This is a genomic window from Ruegeria sp. CH8, assembly GCF_056536985.1.
Genome location: NZ_JBQFQR010000004.1, coordinates 58,248 through 73,275 on the forward strand (window position 1 = coordinate 58,248; position 15,028 = coordinate 73,275).

15 protein-coding genes are annotated in these 15,028 nt (G+C 59.9%); 8 read left to right on the forward strand and 7 right to left on the reverse strand.

Annotated elements, in window-relative coordinates; translation table 11 throughout:
• Positions 1 to 4: 4 nt before the first annotated feature.
• A complete protein-coding gene (gene lepA, locus ACR0ER_RS05635) occupies positions 5 to 1,804 on the reverse strand; it encodes a translation elongation factor 4 (RefSeq protein WP_480768071.1) in 1,800 nt (599 codons plus the stop codon).
• Positions 1,805 to 1,966: 162 nt separating this feature from the next.
• Here lepA and ACR0ER_RS05640 point away from each other — a divergent pair, with 162 nt between their 5' ends.
• The 3 genes from ACR0ER_RS05640 (at position 1,967) to ACR0ER_RS05650 (ending at position 4,389) form a co-directional block, all read left to right on the forward strand.
• A complete protein-coding gene (locus ACR0ER_RS05640; protein ID WP_480768072.1) occupies positions 1,967 to 3,073 on the forward strand; it encodes a Hint domain-containing protein in 1,107 nt (368 codons plus the stop codon).
• Entirely contained in the window at positions 3,070 to 3,381 is a 312-nt protein-coding gene (locus ACR0ER_RS05645) for a hypothetical protein (protein ID WP_480768073.1), read from the forward strand. The genes ACR0ER_RS05640 and ACR0ER_RS05645 overlap by 4 nt, the downstream gene beginning before the upstream one ends.
• 66 nt (positions 3,382 to 3,447) lie before the next feature.
• Positions 3,448 to 4,389, forward strand: a complete 942-nt coding sequence (locus ACR0ER_RS05650) for a LysR family transcriptional regulator (protein ID WP_480768074.1) — start codon at positions 3,448 to 3,450, stop codon at positions 4,387 to 4,389.
• Here the strand turns inward: ACR0ER_RS05650 and ACR0ER_RS05655 are convergent.
• Entirely contained in the window at positions 4,386 to 4,829 is a 444-nt protein-coding gene (locus ACR0ER_RS05655) for a low molecular weight protein-tyrosine-phosphatase (RefSeq protein ID WP_480768075.1), read from the reverse strand. The genes ACR0ER_RS05650 and ACR0ER_RS05655 overlap by 4 nt on opposite strands.
• Before the next feature lie 28 nt (positions 4,830 to 4,857).
• Between ACR0ER_RS05655 and ACR0ER_RS05660 the strand changes: the two genes are divergently transcribed.
• A complete protein-coding gene (locus ACR0ER_RS05660) occupies positions 4,858 to 5,547 on the forward strand; it encodes an NAD-dependent deacylase (protein ID WP_480768260.1) in 690 nt (229 codons plus the stop codon).
• Positions 5,548 to 5,622: 75 nt separating this feature from the next.
• Positions 5,623 to 6,231 carry an HdeD family acid-resistance protein gene (locus ACR0ER_RS05665; RefSeq protein WP_480768076.1) on the forward strand — a complete coding sequence of 203 codons (609 nt, stop codon included), beginning with the start codon at positions 5,623 to 5,625 and terminating at the stop codon, positions 6,229 to 6,231.
• Positions 6,232 to 6,319: 88 nt separating this feature from the next.
• On the opposite strand, the gene ACR0ER_RS05670 is transcribed toward ACR0ER_RS05665, so the two are convergent.
• The 5 genes from ACR0ER_RS05670 to meaB form a co-directional block, all read right to left on the reverse strand.
• Positions 6,320 to 6,799: a copper chaperone PCu(A)C gene (locus ACR0ER_RS05670; protein WP_480768077.1), complete on the reverse strand. Its 480-nt coding sequence runs from the start codon at positions 6,797 to 6,799 to the stop codon at positions 6,320 to 6,322.
• Positions 6,800 to 6,843: 44 nt separating this feature from the next.
• On the reverse strand, positions 6,844 to 7,239 hold the full coding sequence (locus ACR0ER_RS05675; RefSeq protein WP_480768078.1) for a hypothetical protein: 396 nt from the start codon (positions 7,237 to 7,239) through the stop codon (positions 6,844 to 6,846).
• A 358-nt stretch (positions 7,240 to 7,597) separates the two neighbouring features.
• Complete coding sequence (gene rpmB, locus ACR0ER_RS05680; protein WP_170326827.1) at positions 7,598 to 7,885, reverse strand: 50S ribosomal protein L28; 288 nt, start codon at positions 7,883 to 7,885, stop codon at positions 7,598 to 7,600.
• Between the two features lie 119 nt (positions 7,886 to 8,004).
• Entirely contained in the window at positions 8,005 to 9,189 is a 1,185-nt protein-coding gene (locus ACR0ER_RS05685; protein WP_480768079.1) for a Hint domain-containing protein, read from the reverse strand.
• Positions 9,190 to 9,301: 112 nt separating this feature from the next.
• Positions 9,302 to 10,279 carry a methylmalonyl Co-A mutase-associated GTPase MeaB gene (gene meaB, locus ACR0ER_RS05690; RefSeq protein WP_480768080.1) on the reverse strand — a complete coding sequence of 326 codons (978 nt, stop codon included), beginning with the start codon at positions 10,277 to 10,279 and terminating at the stop codon, positions 9,302 to 9,304.
• 129 nt (positions 10,280 to 10,408) lie between these two features.
• Here meaB and hrpB point away from each other — a divergent pair, with 129 nt between their 5' ends.
• The 3 genes from hrpB to ACR0ER_RS05705 all read left to right on the forward strand — a co-directional run bounded on the left by hrpB (position 10,409) and on the right by ACR0ER_RS05705 (position 15,028).
• Positions 10,409 to 12,862 carry an ATP-dependent helicase HrpB gene (gene hrpB / locus ACR0ER_RS05695; RefSeq protein WP_480768261.1) on the forward strand — a complete coding sequence of 818 codons (2,454 nt, stop codon included), beginning with the start codon at positions 10,409 to 10,411 and terminating at the stop codon, positions 12,860 to 12,862.
• Positions 12,863 to 12,999: 137 nt separating this feature from the next.
• Positions 13,000 to 13,458: an NUDIX hydrolase gene (locus ACR0ER_RS05700; RefSeq protein WP_480768081.1), complete on the forward strand. Its 459-nt coding sequence runs from the start codon at positions 13,000 to 13,002 to the stop codon at positions 13,456 to 13,458.
• 91 nt (positions 13,459 to 13,549) lie between these two features.
• Positions 13,550 to 15,028 carry an inorganic phosphate transporter gene (locus ACR0ER_RS05705; RefSeq protein WP_480768082.1) on the forward strand — a complete coding sequence of 493 codons (1,479 nt, stop codon included), beginning with the start codon at positions 13,550 to 13,552 and terminating at the stop codon, positions 15,026 to 15,028.

A 15,028-nucleotide genomic window follows, 5' to 3' on the forward strand; every position in this document is an offset into this window, starting at 1 on the left:
AGCCTTAGCTGTCCATCTTCAACGCTGAAATAAACGCCTCCTGCGGGATATCGACCTTCCCGAACTGGCGCATCTTTTTCTTACCCGCCTTCTGCTTATCCAGCAGCTTGCGTTTCCGCGTAGCGTCGCCGCCATAACATTTCGCGGTCACGTCCTTACGCAGGGCCGAGAGGGTCTCGCGGGCGATGACCTTGCCTCCGATAGCGGCCTGGATCGGGATTTTGAACATGTGGCGCGGGATCAGGTCCTTGAGCTTTTCGCACATCGCCCGGCCGCGCATCTCGGCCCGGTCGCGGTGAACCATAGTCGACAGCGCATCCACCGGTTCGTCATTCACAAGGATCGACATCTTGACCAGCGCGTCCTCGCGGTATCCGGTCATCTGATAGTCGAACGAGGCATAGCCCTTGGTCACCGATTTCAGGCGGTCGTAGAAGTCGAAGACGACCTCGTTCAGCGGCAGGTCATAGACGACCATGGCGCGGCTGCCCGCATAGGTCAGGTCCATCTGGATGCCACGGCGGTCCTGACACAGTTTCAGCACGTCGCCCAGGTATTCATCCGGCACCAGAATGGTTGCCTTGATGCGCGGTTCCTCAAGGTGGTCGACCTTGGACAGGTCCGGCATGTCGGCGGGGTTGTGCAGCTCGATCATCTCGCCGTCTTTCATGAAGACGTGGTAGATCACCGACGGCGCGGTGGTGATGAGCTCGATATCATATTCGCGTTCGATCCGGTCGCGGATGACCTCAAGGTGCAGCAGGCCGAGGAAGCCGCAGCGGAAGCCAAAGCCCAGCGCGGCCGAGGTTTCCATTTCGTACGAGAATGAGGCGTCGTTCAGGGCCAGTTTTTCGATCGCGTCGCGCAGGTCTTCGAACTCGGCGCTGTCCACGGGGAAGAGGCCACAGAACACGACCGGTTGCGCGGGTTTGAAGCCCGGCAGGGCGACCTCGGTCCCGTTACGGTCATTGGTGATGGTGTCACCGACGCGGGTGTCGCGAACCTGTTTGATCGAGGCTGTCAGGAAGCCGATCTCACCGGGGCCGAGGCTGTCGACCATCTCCATCTCGGGCCGGAAGACGCCGACGCGGTCGACATGGTGCAGGGTGCCGTTCGACATGAACTTGACCCGCATGCCCTTTTTCAGCGTGCCATCCATGATTCGGACCAGAACGATAACGCCGAGATAGGCGTCGTACCACGAATCCACCAGCATGGCCTTGAGCGGCGCGTCCAGAGTACCCTGCGGAGCGGGCAGATGGGTGACGATGGCCTCAAGCGTCTCGTGGATGCCCTGCCCCGTCTTGGCGCTGACCTGAATGGCGTCGGTCGCGTCGATGCCGATCACATCCTCAATCTGTTCGGCCACGCGGTCACAATCGGACGCGGGCAAGTCGATCTTGTTCAGCACCGGCACGATTTCATGGTCGGCGTCGATGGCTTGATACACGTTCGCCAGCGTCTGCGCCTCGACCCCTTGGGTCGAATCCACGACCAACAGAGAGCCCTCAACCGCACGCATGGAGCGGCTGACCTCATAGGCAAAGTCCACGTGGCCGGGGGTGTCGATCAGGTTCAGCACATATTGCTCGCCATTGTCGGCGGTATAGTCGATGCGAACCGTGTTGGCCTTGATGGTGATGCCACGCTCACGCTCGATATCCATGCTGTCGAGCAGCTGTTCCTTCATGTCGCGATCCTTGACCGTTCCGGTCTCTTGGATGAGCCGGTCAGCAAGGGTGGATTTGCCATGGTCGATATGCGCGACGATGGAGAAATTGCGGATATGAGCGAGGTCTGTCATGGATCGGGATATGTCCGTAGATTGGCCCCTCGTCAAGCCGGGAAGCGCGCTGAAAACACACACAGAGCGCGTTATTGGCCAACCGTATTTACAGTAAATTGAGGTCTGAAGGCAATTTTGCTACCAACAGATCCAAACACCAATGAAAGAGCAGTATAGAACATGGCAGACTATTCCATCTTTGTTCTTGGTGAAAGCCAGCTGTCGATCTCGTTGGCGCAGGGGCTTGACGGCATTACCCAGGGTGATGGCTCGCACCTTATTGGTCAAACCATCACGATCGACTCGCGCTCGGCCACCGAAGTGTTCATCACCGATGCAGGAAACGATGCCAGTTTTTCCGATAATGACGGCAATCAGAGATTGGATGGGGATCAGACGATTGACGGGGTACTGTTCACCGATGGCACTCGGGTTGAGGCCGAATACGGCATTACACTGACGGACGGGGTAAATACTTATCAGGCCGTTGCGTTCAATGTGAACAACTCATCCCCGGCCTTTGGAACGGTGGAGGGCCTGGCCTTCATCGGTGGCCCGGGTGCGTTCCCTCCTGCCGATGTGGAGCTGACAGTTGTTGGCACGCAAGAAGGACCTAGTTTTGAGGCCGCCGATTATGTCACACCCATCTGTTACAGCCGCGGGACGCTGATACGCACTGATCAAGGGGACATTCCGATTGAAAAGATAAACCCTGGCGATAGGGTTTGGACACAGGACGATGGGTATGCCCCTGTAGGGTGGATCGGATCGCAGAGCGTAATCGCGACGGGGCGCTTCAGAATGGTTGAAATCCCCGGCGGTGTGCTTTCGAACTTTGCACCGCTTTTCGTGTCGCAACAGCACAGGCTTCTACTCACCCATTCCCTTGCCGAACTGCATTTTGGCATGTCCGAGGTTTTTGTTCCGGCCATCAGTTTCGTGGACGTCGGTCTCGCCGGGCTGTCGGACGAAAAAACGGCCTGCTATCATCACCTTCTGTTGGATCAGCATTCGGTGATCAAAGCCAATGGCGCGGCTTCTGAAAGCCTTCTTGCGACGTCCTCGGGCGCGAGTGATGACCCTGATGCCTTTTTCTTCCCGAATCTCGCCGTGCAAAACTCACACGCGACGCAGACTGCAAGGCTGGCCCTGAGACGTCGTGATGCCACTTTTTTACTGCAGAAAATCTTGTCCATTGATCCAAAGGGCCGTTTGATTCATACTCCCGCCCAGACCGAGAGAGACGATAGATTTCTCCGGGCAGGCAAAAACGAGGCTCGAGCATGAAACAGTTCCTCCTAATCGCACTCTGTGCCGCGTCGATCTCGGCGATGGCACCGCAGGCTGTCGAGGCGGCACAAATCAAACGCGCATGTCTGGCATCCGACCGCACGGCCGCAACGCGGGACCGGTGCAGTTGTATCCAGCGTGTCGCCAATCAGGCGCTTACCCGCAGCGATCAGAAAACGGTCGCCAAGTGGTTTACCGACCCCCATCAGGCGCAAGAATTGAAGATGTCACAAACCGCGCGCGATGATGCGCTGTGGGATCGGTACCGGAACTTCGGCCAGATGGCGCAGGCGATCTGCAGCTAAGCCAATCTCAATCCTTGACCTGATCCGCACTGGGCCTCAGAAAAGGCGCAGCGAAAAGGATATCTGATGGTTATGAAAGGGCTGACCCTGCGCGGGCTCGAAGTGTTCGAGGCCTTGGCGCGGACGGGATCGGTGGCGCAAGCCGCCGAGATAACGGGGCTCAGCCAGCCTTCGGTGTCTCAGCAATTGCGCAATCTGGAAAACGCTCTGGGGACCGAATTGGTCGATCACGGACGCCGCCCGATGCGGCTGACGCAGGCTGGGCGCAGCTTTCTGGCCCGGACCGAAGCGGTGCTGGCCGAGTTGCAGATGGCCCAAAGCGAATTGACCGTGATGGATTTGGGGCACCTGACCACCCTGTCGATTGGGCTGATCGACGATTTCGACAATGACCTGACCCCACGGCTGGCAACTCTTCTGGCCGACAGTTTGACCCGTTCGAACTTCAAACTACTCACCCTGCCCAGCCTGGATTTATTCGAAGAGCTCGAGGCCCAGCGCCTGCATCTGATGGTGTCGGCTCATTCCGGTGAGGTGCTGGAGGGCGTGGTCGAATACCCCTTGGTGCAGGATCCGTTCATTCTGGTGACCCCCAAGGGCGTTGAGAACGCCGTTCAGTACCTGCCCTTTCTACGCTATGCCCGCGAACAACTGATCAGCCGCCAGATCGAGGCTCATCTGGCCCGGCAGCGCCTGGAATACGAAGAGCGGTTCGAAATCGGCTCGCATCTGGCCCTGATGGCGATGGTCGCGCGCGGCCTTGGCTGGGCCATCACAACTCCGTTGGGTTATATGCGAGCCACGCGTTTCCATGACGCGCTCGAAGCCCACCCCGCCCCTTTCGGAGACTTTGCGCGCACGATTTCCCTGTTCACCCGCACCGACTGGTCCGATCAGGTTCCTCAAGAAGTCGCGGGCATGATGCGTCGCCTGATGCGCAACCAGATCGTCGATCCGGCACTGGCGCAGTTGCCATGGCTCACCGACCGCCTGAAGGTGATGGGTTAAGCCCGCAAGTACGCGCCGAGCCCTGCGACGGCGGCCTCAATCAGGTCCAGCGCTCCGTCAAAATCCCGCGTATAGTAGGGGTCGGGCACATGATCAGCCCCTGTCTGAGGCGCGAAATCGGTCAGAATGCGCACCGGAGTATCGTTTCCTGCGGGTCGCAAGGCTTCGATGTTTTTGATGTTCTCGGCGTCCATACCGATGATCAAGTCGAACCGGTTAAAATCCTCGGCCACGAATTGCCGCGCCCGCAGATCGCTCAGGTCGATACCCCGCGCTCGCGCCGCCGCCTGCATCGGCCCATAAGGCGGCTCGCCGATATGCCAGCCCGAGGTCCCGGCACTGTCGGTCTGACAATCAGGCACCCGGGCGCGAAACACGCCCTCGGCGGCGGGAGAACGGCAGATATTGCCCAGACAGACAAAGAGGATACGGTGGGTCATGGGCAAAGGTGTAACGCGTGAGGCCAAGATGGAAAAGATCGTCATTCTGACAGGGGCCGGAATCTCCGCCGAAAGCGGGCTGGGTACATTCCGCGACGAAGACGGTCTTTGGGCCAAACACCGGATCGAAGATGTCGCCACGCCCGAGGGCTTTGCCCGCGACCCGGCATTGGTTCACGGGTTTTACAATGCCCGCCGGGTTCAGGCTGCCGAGGCCCCACCGAACGAGGCGCACAAGGCGCTAGCCCGTCTGCAACGAGATTTTCGTGGAGAAGTGGCGATCGTCACCCAAAATGTTGACAGCCTGCACGAGGCCGGCGGCGCTCAAAATGTGATCCACATGCATGGCACGCTGGCCGGGGCGCTCTGTGCGGCATGTGGGCATCGTTGGACCTCGCCCCCCGAAATGATAGTGGGTGAGCGTTGTCCGGCGTGCAACATGCCTTCGGCGCGACCGGATGTGGTTTGGTTTGGCGAGATGCCGTATCACATGGACGCAATTTACGACCATTTGGCTAGCGCGACTCTGTTCACGGCGATCGGCACCTCGGGTCAGGTCTACCCCGCTGCCGCTTTTGTGCACGAGGCCCGCATGACCGGCGCGCTAACTGTCGAACTGAACCTCGCCCCGTCGGATGGGGCGTCCAGTTTTGATCAAGTCATCCTCGGCCCCGCGTCAGAAACCGTCCCACACTGGGTCGCAGGATTACTGGGGTAGCCCAGATCGCAATCTCCGCAGACAGCCGCGGATTTTACTGTTTATAATGAAGGCCAAACACGCCGGGAGAGCATCATGACAGACCCCCAGTTTCCACGCGAAGAAATCCTGGATGACAGCAGCCTGGATGGCCGCGGCGCGTTGGGAGACCAATTGGCAGGGCTGTGGTGGACGTTTCTTCTGCGCGGCATTCTGGCCGGGGCGTTGGGCATTGCAGCGCTGTTTTGGCCAACGGGCAGCATCTCACTCTTGCTGCGGCTTGTCGGCCTGTTACTGGTTTTCGACGGTGGCCTGACCCTGCTGGGCTTCGGCCGACGCGGATTGATCGGCGGTGTGGGTATCGGCGCCCTGCTAATCGGACTGGTGCTGTTGATCTGGCCCGAGGGCGTGGCCCGGCTGGCCTTTTTCCTTCTGGGTGCGTGGGCACTGATCATGGGGATCGGCTCTCTGATGGCCTGGCGGCAGATGTCGGATCAACACCCCGATGCCGCTTCGGTCCGCAATTCAGGGGTTGTAGCGCTGATAATCGGGCTGGTGCTGATCTTCTGGCCCGGTGGCGGCATGGTGGCGCTTGGCTGGGCGATCGCCTTCGGCGCACTGGCCGTCTCAACCGTGATGTTCTGGCTGACCGCTCGGTTCAAGCGCGCCCATGACCGCGTGGCGATGCGGGTGGTCAATCGCTGATCCATCCACCCGAACGCAAACAGGCCGGGCAAAGCCCGACCTGACGCATGGATAACAGCCGCAACGCGGCCCGAAGACAGGCCTAGCCTCAGTTCGATTTCGAATGCGATCCATGGCCGCCTTTGTCCTGACGCTCCAGATCAACAGGAACCTCGATCTCGACCTCGCCTGCCTTTTCAAAGATCAGGGTCACGGGAACCGACGCACCCTGCTCGAACGGAGCGGTTAGACCCATGAACATCACATGGTCGCCACCTCGTTTTAGCATGTGGGTTTCGCCGGCCGGAATAACAAAGCCTTCCTCAACATGCACCATCTTGGCCACGCCGTTATCGTCGACCTGGTGAGTATGCAGTTCGACCCGAGCAGCCGCATCCGATTCCGCACCGATCAACCGGTCGTCGGCTTCCCCGGTGTTCTGGATCATCATGAATGCCGCGCCTGCCTTGGCAGATTTACCCGACGATCGGGCATATGCGTCATCAACGGAAATTGCATCCTGCGCATAGGCAGTTGTGGCCAAGGTTACGGCAGCCAAAGTGGTCATCAGTTTGGATTTGAGGGACATCGCGCCACTCCTTGTTTAGATATCTGATTGGAATAGGAAAGTTCTTAGAAATGAACGGGAGGCGCACGCGCTGGCCTGTTAGGAACCGGAAGAGCGATTAAGTTCTCGACCTTACGCAGGGGGGCGGGCCGTCCTGTCTCCGGTGCCTCGGGCAAACCGGGTGATGCGACTGCAATCGCGCCCAGCAGTGTCAGCGCATAATCGGGGCAGAAATGCGGGGGATGCGTCGGTTGGCCCTCGGCGTCCATATAGACCACCACCGGACCGGAACCGGTGCACAGCACCATCTGCCCCACCGCACTGTCCATCCCGCGCGATGCGGCCACCCCCTGCCCCGTCAGAAAAACGAGCAGCGACAGTGCTATAGGCAGAAATCTGTTCAGAGCGGTTTTCATGCTGCGACAGATATAGGCCGGACGCAAAGCGGGCTTCAAGCGCATTCGAAAACGCCTGAAGCCCGCAATGAAGAGTTTAGTTTCAGCTGTCCACGCCGGGACGTTTGACAGACCCTTTGGTCAGGCTCGTATGCAACCTGTTCACCTGTCGTTGCATCCGAAAGCATGTCCCAAACGATTTGCCAACAAAGGCAGCCAACGGGGAGAGGTATTCAGATAGTTTGAAAGACATGAAATAGAACTCCGTCAGATGAATATGAATAAACATAAAACAGCCGAAGCAAATAGTATGTGAACAATGTCACCAAAAGAGGAATTTTAGTGCCATTTCACGAACAGCTTACGCAAGAAAAAACCCTGCACCTTGCGGTACAGGGTCGAATTCTTTGCAAGTAAAAAGGGCTTAGGCCGAGGCTTGTGCCTTGGCAATTTCCTTTTTCACTTTCAGCGCGTTCGCGGACAGTTCTTCGTCCTTGGCTTTTGCCAGGAACGCGTCCAGACCACCGCGGTGATCAACCGAACGCAGAGCAGCCGCCGAGATGCGCAGCTTGACGCCACGGCCCAGAGCTTCGGACTGCAGGGTAACGTCGTTCAGGTTGGGCAGAAAACGACGACGAGTTCTGTTTTTGGCGTGGCTGACATTGTTGCCAGTCATCGGGCCTTTTCCGGTCAGTTCGCAACGGCGCGACATGGTTTCTTCCTTTGTTTCTGGAGGCCCGGTGTGATACCCGCGGCCAAATCACAAGGGGCGCAACCCGAAGTCGCGCCCGAAAACTGGTTGGATGCGTGTAGTGGGAATCGCCGGAAGGGTCAAGACGGATCGCGCGAATTCTTTAAACCGACGTCACTGACAGGGTGAATCTTCGTCCGCAACAGCGGTTTGTTGTTCTTTCTGTGCCGTTCCAACAGGTGCGCCTGCTGCCGTCCGCGTGGAATAAGACGCGCAGGCCTCGTTATTAGTCTCATTTCGATCAGTTCAGGAAAAATCTCAAAAATCTCGCGCCTTGCGTCCGCGCCAAGAGATTTTAAGGCCTCAATCCCAGTGAACAGGCTTTCGGTCGGGGCATTTTCGGCGAAGATCACCTGATGACAATCAAACAACAGGTGAAAATACTCGACCTCTGCCACAGTCTCATCAACAAAAATTCCAGGCAAAACGACCAGTTTGATCGCCGGGACCAGCACTTCGGGCGTACCGAACATACGTTCTGCAATCTTTGACTGGACCAGCATCCGGTGTTGACGCGAAACCAACAAGTCCCGACTGGGTAACCCGTTGCCCAGCGCACCGGCTAGAATGCGCACCGGCCAAAGGCGCGGATTCTTCAGCAATTCAGACCGGTCAAATCTGCGGCGGCCGATCCATCGAATACGTTGTGATCCGTGCTCTATCGTGGGGATCATTTCCCCTATCCGCAGTGCCTGAACCGAACGCTCTCCTTCCTGTGTCAGGATCAAAGTATCGCGGGTGAAACACGGAACTCCCGAGCCGTTCTCAAACGCCGAATAGGTCACCACAATGCCGGATGGCAGGGTAAACGTTCCACTGGACACCGAATAGCCGACACCATCCTCGACAGTAATGGTGCCGAAAGTGCTGTCGTTGATGACTGTCCCCACCGGCAGGTTCAGTGTATCCGTTCCGCTGCCACCACGAATATCGCCGCCAACGGACGTACTTCTGAAATTCAGGGTGTCATTGCCGCCGCCCAGCCGAATAGAGCCGACGGTCGAACCGCTTATGTCAACGGTGTCTGCATCCGAACCCGACGCAACGCGACCGTCGATAGTGCTATTGGTGACAGTTATGGTGTCACTTCCGGCGTTGCCGATCACGTTTTCGGCGATAACGCTATTGGTGACGTTTATGTCGTCGTCACCGCCCCGCCCCCGAATATTGTCAATCGGAGATCCTTGCGGGCTTCCATTCAGAGACCCGCTATTGCCTGTGACGTCGATATCGTCGTCGCTATTTGTTCCAGTTATTCTGGGCATTTGGACCGGTTCTGTACATCAGGGGCACCAGAATATCATGTTTCCACGCCACCGTCAGTCCACAACACAACTTTAGGCAGAGACCCTGTCAAGCCTTGGCCAGTCAGCGCGCTCAACGAGGAATGAGTGAGGACAGCATGGTTTCCGCTGCCGCAGAGGGGCTCAGCCCGCCTGCTCTCACTCGGGCGCCCAATTGCTCCATATCAGCCCGCGCCTGAGCGGTGGACAATTGCGCCAGCAGGGCGGCTCGCACCTCCTGCTCAAACCAGTACTGCGCCTGGGCCGCTCGGTTCGTTTCCCAGTGACCCAGATCCCGGCGCGATTGGGTGAGAGACTGCATCTCGGTCCACGCGCCCTCCAACCCGTGTTCCTCGACCGCTGAGACTGTCATCGCCTTGGGGAACCCCTCTGGGTCTTGCGGGCGTTTGCGCAGCAGGCGCAGAGCACCCGCGTAGTCGGCGCAGGTGCGCGTGGCGGTGGCCTTCAGGTCTCCGTCCGCCTTGTTGACCAGAATCATGTCGGCCATCTCCATGATGCCGCGTTTGACGCCCTGCAACTCATCGCCACCCGCCGGGGCAAGCAGCAGCAGGAACAGGTCCGACATTTCGGACACCACGGTCTCCGACTGACCCACGCCCACGGTTTCGATCAGAACCACGTCAAAGGCCGCAGCCTCGCACAGGGCAATCGCCTCGCGCGTGCGGCGTGCGACACCACCCAGATGCGATTGGCTGGGCGACGGGCGGATAAAGGCGTTTCTCTCGCGGCTCAGACGCTCCATCCGGGTCTTGTCACCCAGAATCGAACCACCCGATCGGGCCGAGCTGGGATCGACCGCCAGAACCGCAACGCGCAGCCCTTCCCCGATCAACATCATGCCGAAGCTTTCGATAAAGGTGGATTTGCCCACCCCCGGCGTCCCCGACAGACCAATGCGCAAGGATTGTCGTTGGGACTTGGCCACATGAGTCAACAGTTCGGTTGCCTGCGCCCGGTGATCATCGCGGCCGCTTTCAACCAGAGTGATCGCCCGTGCAAGCGCACGGCGCTCGCCATTCAGAATCCTGTCGCCCAGCTCAGCGGTATTCATGCGCGTTCCTTACCCGATTTTCGCCTTGATGGCGTAGCGGAACGGGGTTTGTCCAGTGCCAAGCGCCATGACAATTGCCGCAGCCTGTCGGAACTGGACCTTGCCGGGCGGTTGGCGGATAAAGCCCGCATGACACGCTTGCCCATCGATGACGCCATCCCCGACCTGCTCGCGGCCCTAAAGGCCTCGGGCCGTGCCGTGCTACAGGCACCTCCTGGTGCGGGCAAGACAACAAGAGTGCCGCTGGCAATGCTTGAAGCGGGCGTGTGTGACGGCAAGATCGTGATGCTGGAACCGCGCCGGTTGGCCGCGCGCGCCGCCGCAGAACGGATGGCGGAAACACTGGGCCAACGCGCAGGCGAGACCGTCGGTTACCGCGTACGCGGCGACGCCAAGGTTTCAAAATCCACGCGGATCGAAGTTGTCACCGAGGGCATTCTGACCCGGATGCTGCAATCCGAGCCCGACCTGCCGGGCGTTGGTGCGGTGATCTTTGACGAATTCCACGAACGGTCCTTGAACGCCGATCTGGGACTGGCGTTGTGCCTAGAGGTCACCGGCGCGCTTCGGGACGATCTGATCCTTCTGGCGATGTCCGCGACGTTGGACGCTGAACCCGTGGGTCGGCTGATGGAGGCGCCTCTGGTGACCTCCGAAGGGCGCAGTTATCCGGTTGAAACGCGTTGGCTGAACCGTCCTTTGGGGGCGAAGGCAAGGCGGCTGGACGCTCTGGTTGATCTGGTGATTCAGGCCGAGCGGGATACGCGCAAAACCTGCGGAGGGATACTGGTGTTCCTGCCCGGTGAAGGCGAAATCCGGCGGGCCGAGGCCGCCTTGTCCGGGCGTTTATCCGGCGATTGCGTAGTAAGGCCCCTGTTCGGCGCGATGCCCTTCGCCGCCCAGCGCGCCGCAATTGCGCCTGTTGAATCAGGCCGCAAAGTGGTGCTCGCTACGTCGATCGCCGAGACCTCGCTGACCATTCCCGACATCCGCGTAGTGGTCGACCTGGGCCAAGCACGGCGGGCGCGGTTCGATCCGGGCTCGGGCATGTCGCGGTTGGTGACCGAGCGCGTAACACGGGCCGAGGCCACCCAGCGCGCGGGCCGCGCCGGGCGTGTCGCCGAAGGCGTCTGCTATCGGCTGTGGTCCAAGGGCGAAGAAGGTGCTTTGGCCGCCTATCCCCCAGCCGAGATCGAAGCCGCCGACCTGACCGGGCTGGCGCTGGAACTGGCGCTGTGGGGCGCAGAACCGAGCGATCTGGCCTTCCTGACACCGCCCCCTGAAGGCACCATGGCCGAGGCTAAAGCCCTGCTGAACATGCTCGGCGCGCTGGATACCAAAGGGCGGATCACCGAACACGGGCGCGCGCTGGCCGCGCTGCCTCTGCACCCGCGACTGGGGCATATGCTGGAACGCGTCGGGCGGGACGCTGCGCCATTAGCCGCGCTGATGGCCGAACGCGATCCGCTTAAAGGTGCCCCGTCGGATATGCTGCTACGGCTGGAAGCGCTGCGCGACGTACGCGCGTTTCAGCGTAATCGAGTCTGGCAGGTAAACGCGGGTGCCTTAGATCGGATCAAGGCCGAGGCCAAACAGTTGCGTACCAAAGGCAACGCCACCGATCTGAGCCCTGCCTCGATGGCCGCGCTCGCCTATCCAGACCGGATCGGGCAACGCCGCAAGGGTGACGTGCCACGCTATGTCCTGTCGGGCGGCAAAGGGGTCGTGCTGGATGCTGGCGACACACTGGCCGCCGCGCCCTATCTGGTGGTCACGGATACCGACGGCAACCCGCGTGAGGCGCGCGTGCGAATGGCGGCCCAGATCTCGGAACGCGAAATTCGTGACCTGTTTGCGGATCAGATCGATTGGGTCGACAGTTGTGAGTGGTCAAAACGTGACCGGAGGGTGGTGGCGCGCCAACAAGAGCGGCTCGGCGCAATCACTCTGAGCGACCGCATCTGGAAAGACGTCCCTGACGATGCGGTAGCGCAAGCCATGCTGGACGGTGCGCGCGATCTTGGTCTGCGGCTGGGCGGCGCTGCGGCACGCCTTGCCGCCCGGGTTGAACTGGTACGGGCCGAGGGAGCGGACCTGCCCGATTTCACCATCGAGGGACTGACAGAAACCCTGGAAGACTGGTTGCTGCCGATGCTCTCAAACGTGCGCAATGCCGAGGAGTGGAAGCGGTTCGATCTGCTGCCCGCCCTCCGTGCCCGGCTGGACTGGAACCAGACACAAGTGCTGGACCGCCGCGCGCCGGGATCATTTGAGACACCGCTGGGGCGCAAGGTACCGATTGATTACGGCGGCGCAGTGCCCGAAATATCGGTGCGCCTGCAAGAGCTTTTCGGTGTCACAAGGCACCCTGTCGTAGGGGGTGAGGCTCTGAAGATCACCCTGCTGTCCCCGGCGCAGCGCCCAATTCAGATCACCCGCGACCTGCCCGGTTTCTGGGCCGGGTCCTATGCTGACGTCCGCAAGGATATGCGCGCGCAATACCCTAAACATCCCTGGCCTGAGGACCCGACCCAGGCCGATCCCACCCTGCGCGCCAAACGGCGGGGACAAAACCGCGATTGACCATTTGTTCAGGGTTTTCGACCAAGAGCCCAAGCCGATGAAAGCGCAGGGAACTCAGAGGGCGCTCATTGAAGACTTGGCCCGTTGTTGCTATATCTCTTCAGCTTGACGTTAACGCGCGCACAAAAGATCAATTTATGACCAAATGGTTGCGAAACATCTGGGAGGAGGTCGCACGACCCATTTTCCTGCGCCCCAAGCGGGTGCAGTTCGCGGCACTGTGCACACGTGAAACCGAAAGCGGGCCAGAGGTTCTGCTGATCACCAGCCGCGACACCGGGCGCTGGATCATCCCCAAAGGCTGGCCGATGGATGGCAAGGACGGTGCTGAAACCGCTCTGCAGGAGGCTTGGGAAGAGGCCGGCGTACGTGCGCCCAGCCCCGCCAAAGAACCGATAGGCTATTTTACCTACGACAAAATCCTGAAAGACGGCTCGGCCCTGCCCGTTCTGACCAGTGTCTACCGGATCGAGGTGCAGGATCTTGCGGATAGCTTTCCCGAAGCAGACGAGCGTAAGCGGGTCTGGGTGGCTCCTGCGATTGCAGCCGAACGCGTCAATGAACCGGAACTGCGCGACATACTGCTCCGATTGTAACAGTTTCTCAAAAATTTGATGACAAAGCGGTTGCCCGCGCAGGTGAAACCGTCTAGCCGCGTGTGTCAACTCAAATAAGCCGCAAATTCCCATGTCGAACATGACCACAAAAACCCGTTGGCAGGCGCTGGATAGCGACCTGCACCGCATCTCGCGTGTCGAAACCGCGAATGTCCATGTGGCGCGCCCGATGCTGGCGCCCGGCATCGCGCTGGCCTTTATCGCGCTGGCCGGTTTGTCGGCAGCCGTGTTTTTCGGACAGGCCGATGGCGGGCTGATTGTTGTCGCGGCAGCGGTTTTCGGGGCCTATATGGCGGTCAATATCGGCGCCAACGACGTGGCCAATAACATGGGTCCGGCGGTTGGGGCCAATGCTCTGACCATGGGCGGCGCCATCGTCATCGCGGCCATTGCCGAAAGCGCAGGTGCGCTGTTGGCGGGTGGGGATGTGGTCTCGACCATTTCAAAAGGGATCATTGATCCGGCCTCGGTCCAGAACAGCAATGTGTTTATCTGGGCGATGATGGCCGCACTGATTTCCTCGGCGATGTGGGTCAACCTCGCCACCTGGGTCGGTGCACCGGTCTCGACCACACACTCGGTCGTTGGTGGTGTAATGGGCGCAGGCATTGCCGCAGCAGGCCTGAGCGCCGTGAGCTGGGGCACAATGAGCGCCATCGCTGCAAGCTGGGTGATCTCGCCGGTTCTAGGCGGAGTGATCGCGGCCGGGTTTCTAGCGCTGATCAAGGCCAAGATCCAGTATCAGGACGACAAGATTGCCGCCGCTCGGCGCTGGGTTCCGATCCTTGTGGCCGTCATGGCAGCGGCGTTTTCCACCTATCTGGCCGTCAAAGGTCTGAAGCGGATCGTTAAGATCGAGCTTGAGATGGCCCTTCTGATCGGTCTCGCCTCGGGCTTGCTGGTCTGGTCGGTGACAGTGCCTTGGGTACGACGAAAATCCGAGGGGATGGAAAACCGTACGAAATCGCTGAAAACGCTGTTTGGCCTGCCTCTGGTCATCTCGGCCACGTTCCTCAGCTTCGCCCACGGCGCCAATGACGTGGCTAATGCGGTTGGCCCTCTTGCGGCGATCGTGCATACGGCAGAGTTCGGCGATTTCGCTTCGAAAGTGGCGATCCCAACCTGGGTGATGGTGATTGGTGCGTTCGGGATTTCCTTTGGTCTGTTCCTGTTCGGCCCCAAACTGATCCGGATGGTGGGCAGCCAGATTACCAAGCTGAACCCGATGCGCGCCTTCTGTGTCGCGTTGTCGGCGGCGATTACCGTCATTGTGGCCAGTTGGCTGGGTCTGCCGGTCAGCTCCACCCACATTGCCGTGGGGGCCGTGTTCGGGGTTGGGTTCTATCGCGAATGGCACTCGGACCGCCGCTGGAAGCAATCGAACCGCCAGCGTCCCGCCGAACAGCGTCTGGCCCGCGAAGAGCACCAACGCCGCAAGCTGGTGCGTCGGTCGCATTTCATGACGATTGTTGCGGCCTGGATCATTACCGTTCCTGCGGCCGCGGCCATGTCAGCGGCAATTTTCGTGTTCCTGACGGCCTTTATCTGA

Bases quoted from the DNA above. Each gene is read 5' to 3' on its own strand.
- hrpB (WP_480768261.1), top strand. From the start codon at position 10,409: ATGACACGCTTGCCCATCGATGACGCCATCCCCGACCTGCTCGCGGCC.
- ACR0ER_RS05640 (WP_480768072.1), top strand. From the start codon at position 1,967: ATGGCAGACTATTCCATCTTTGTTCTTGGTGAAAGCCAGCTGTCGATC.
- ACR0ER_RS05645 (WP_480768073.1), top strand. From the start codon at position 3,070: ATGAAACAGTTCCTCCTAATCGCACTCTGTGCCGCGTCGATCTCGGCG.
- ACR0ER_RS05685 (WP_480768079.1), bottom strand. From the start codon at position 9,189: ATGCCCAGAATAACTGGAACAAATAGCGACGACGATATCGACGTCACA.
- meaB (WP_480768080.1), bottom strand. From the start codon at position 10,279: ATGAATACCGCTGAGCTGGGCGACAGGATTCTGAATGGCGAGCGCCGT.
- rpmB (WP_170326827.1), bottom strand. From the start codon at position 7,885: ATGTCGCGCCGTTGCGAACTGACCGGAAAAGGCCCGATGACTGGCAAC.
- ACR0ER_RS05665 (WP_480768076.1), top strand. From the start codon at position 5,623: ATGACAGACCCCCAGTTTCCACGCGAAGAAATCCTGGATGACAGCAGC.
- ACR0ER_RS05670 (WP_480768077.1), bottom strand. From the start codon at position 6,799: ATGTCCCTCAAATCCAAACTGATGACCACTTTGGCTGCCGTAACCTTG.
- lepA (WP_480768071.1), bottom strand. From the start codon at position 1,804: ATGACAGACCTCGCTCATATCCGCAATTTCTCCATCGTCGCGCATATC.
- ACR0ER_RS05650 (WP_480768074.1), top strand. From the start codon at position 3,448: ATGGTTATGAAAGGGCTGACCCTGCGCGGGCTCGAAGTGTTCGAGGCC.
- ACR0ER_RS05660 (WP_480768260.1), top strand. From the start codon at position 4,858: ATGGAAAAGATCGTCATTCTGACAGGGGCCGGAATCTCCGCCGAAAGC.
- ACR0ER_RS05700 (WP_480768081.1), top strand. From the start codon at position 13,000: ATGACCAAATGGTTGCGAAACATCTGGGAGGAGGTCGCACGACCCATT.
- ACR0ER_RS05655 (WP_480768075.1), bottom strand. From the start codon at position 4,829: ATGACCCACCGTATCCTCTTTGTCTGTCTGGGCAATATCTGCCGTTCT.
- ACR0ER_RS05675 (WP_480768078.1), bottom strand. From the start codon at position 7,239: ATGCGCTTGAAGCCCGCTTTGCGTCCGGCCTATATCTGTCGCAGCATG.
- ACR0ER_RS05705 (WP_480768082.1), top strand. From the start codon at position 13,550: ATGTCGAACATGACCACAAAAACCCGTTGGCAGGCGCTGGATAGCGAC.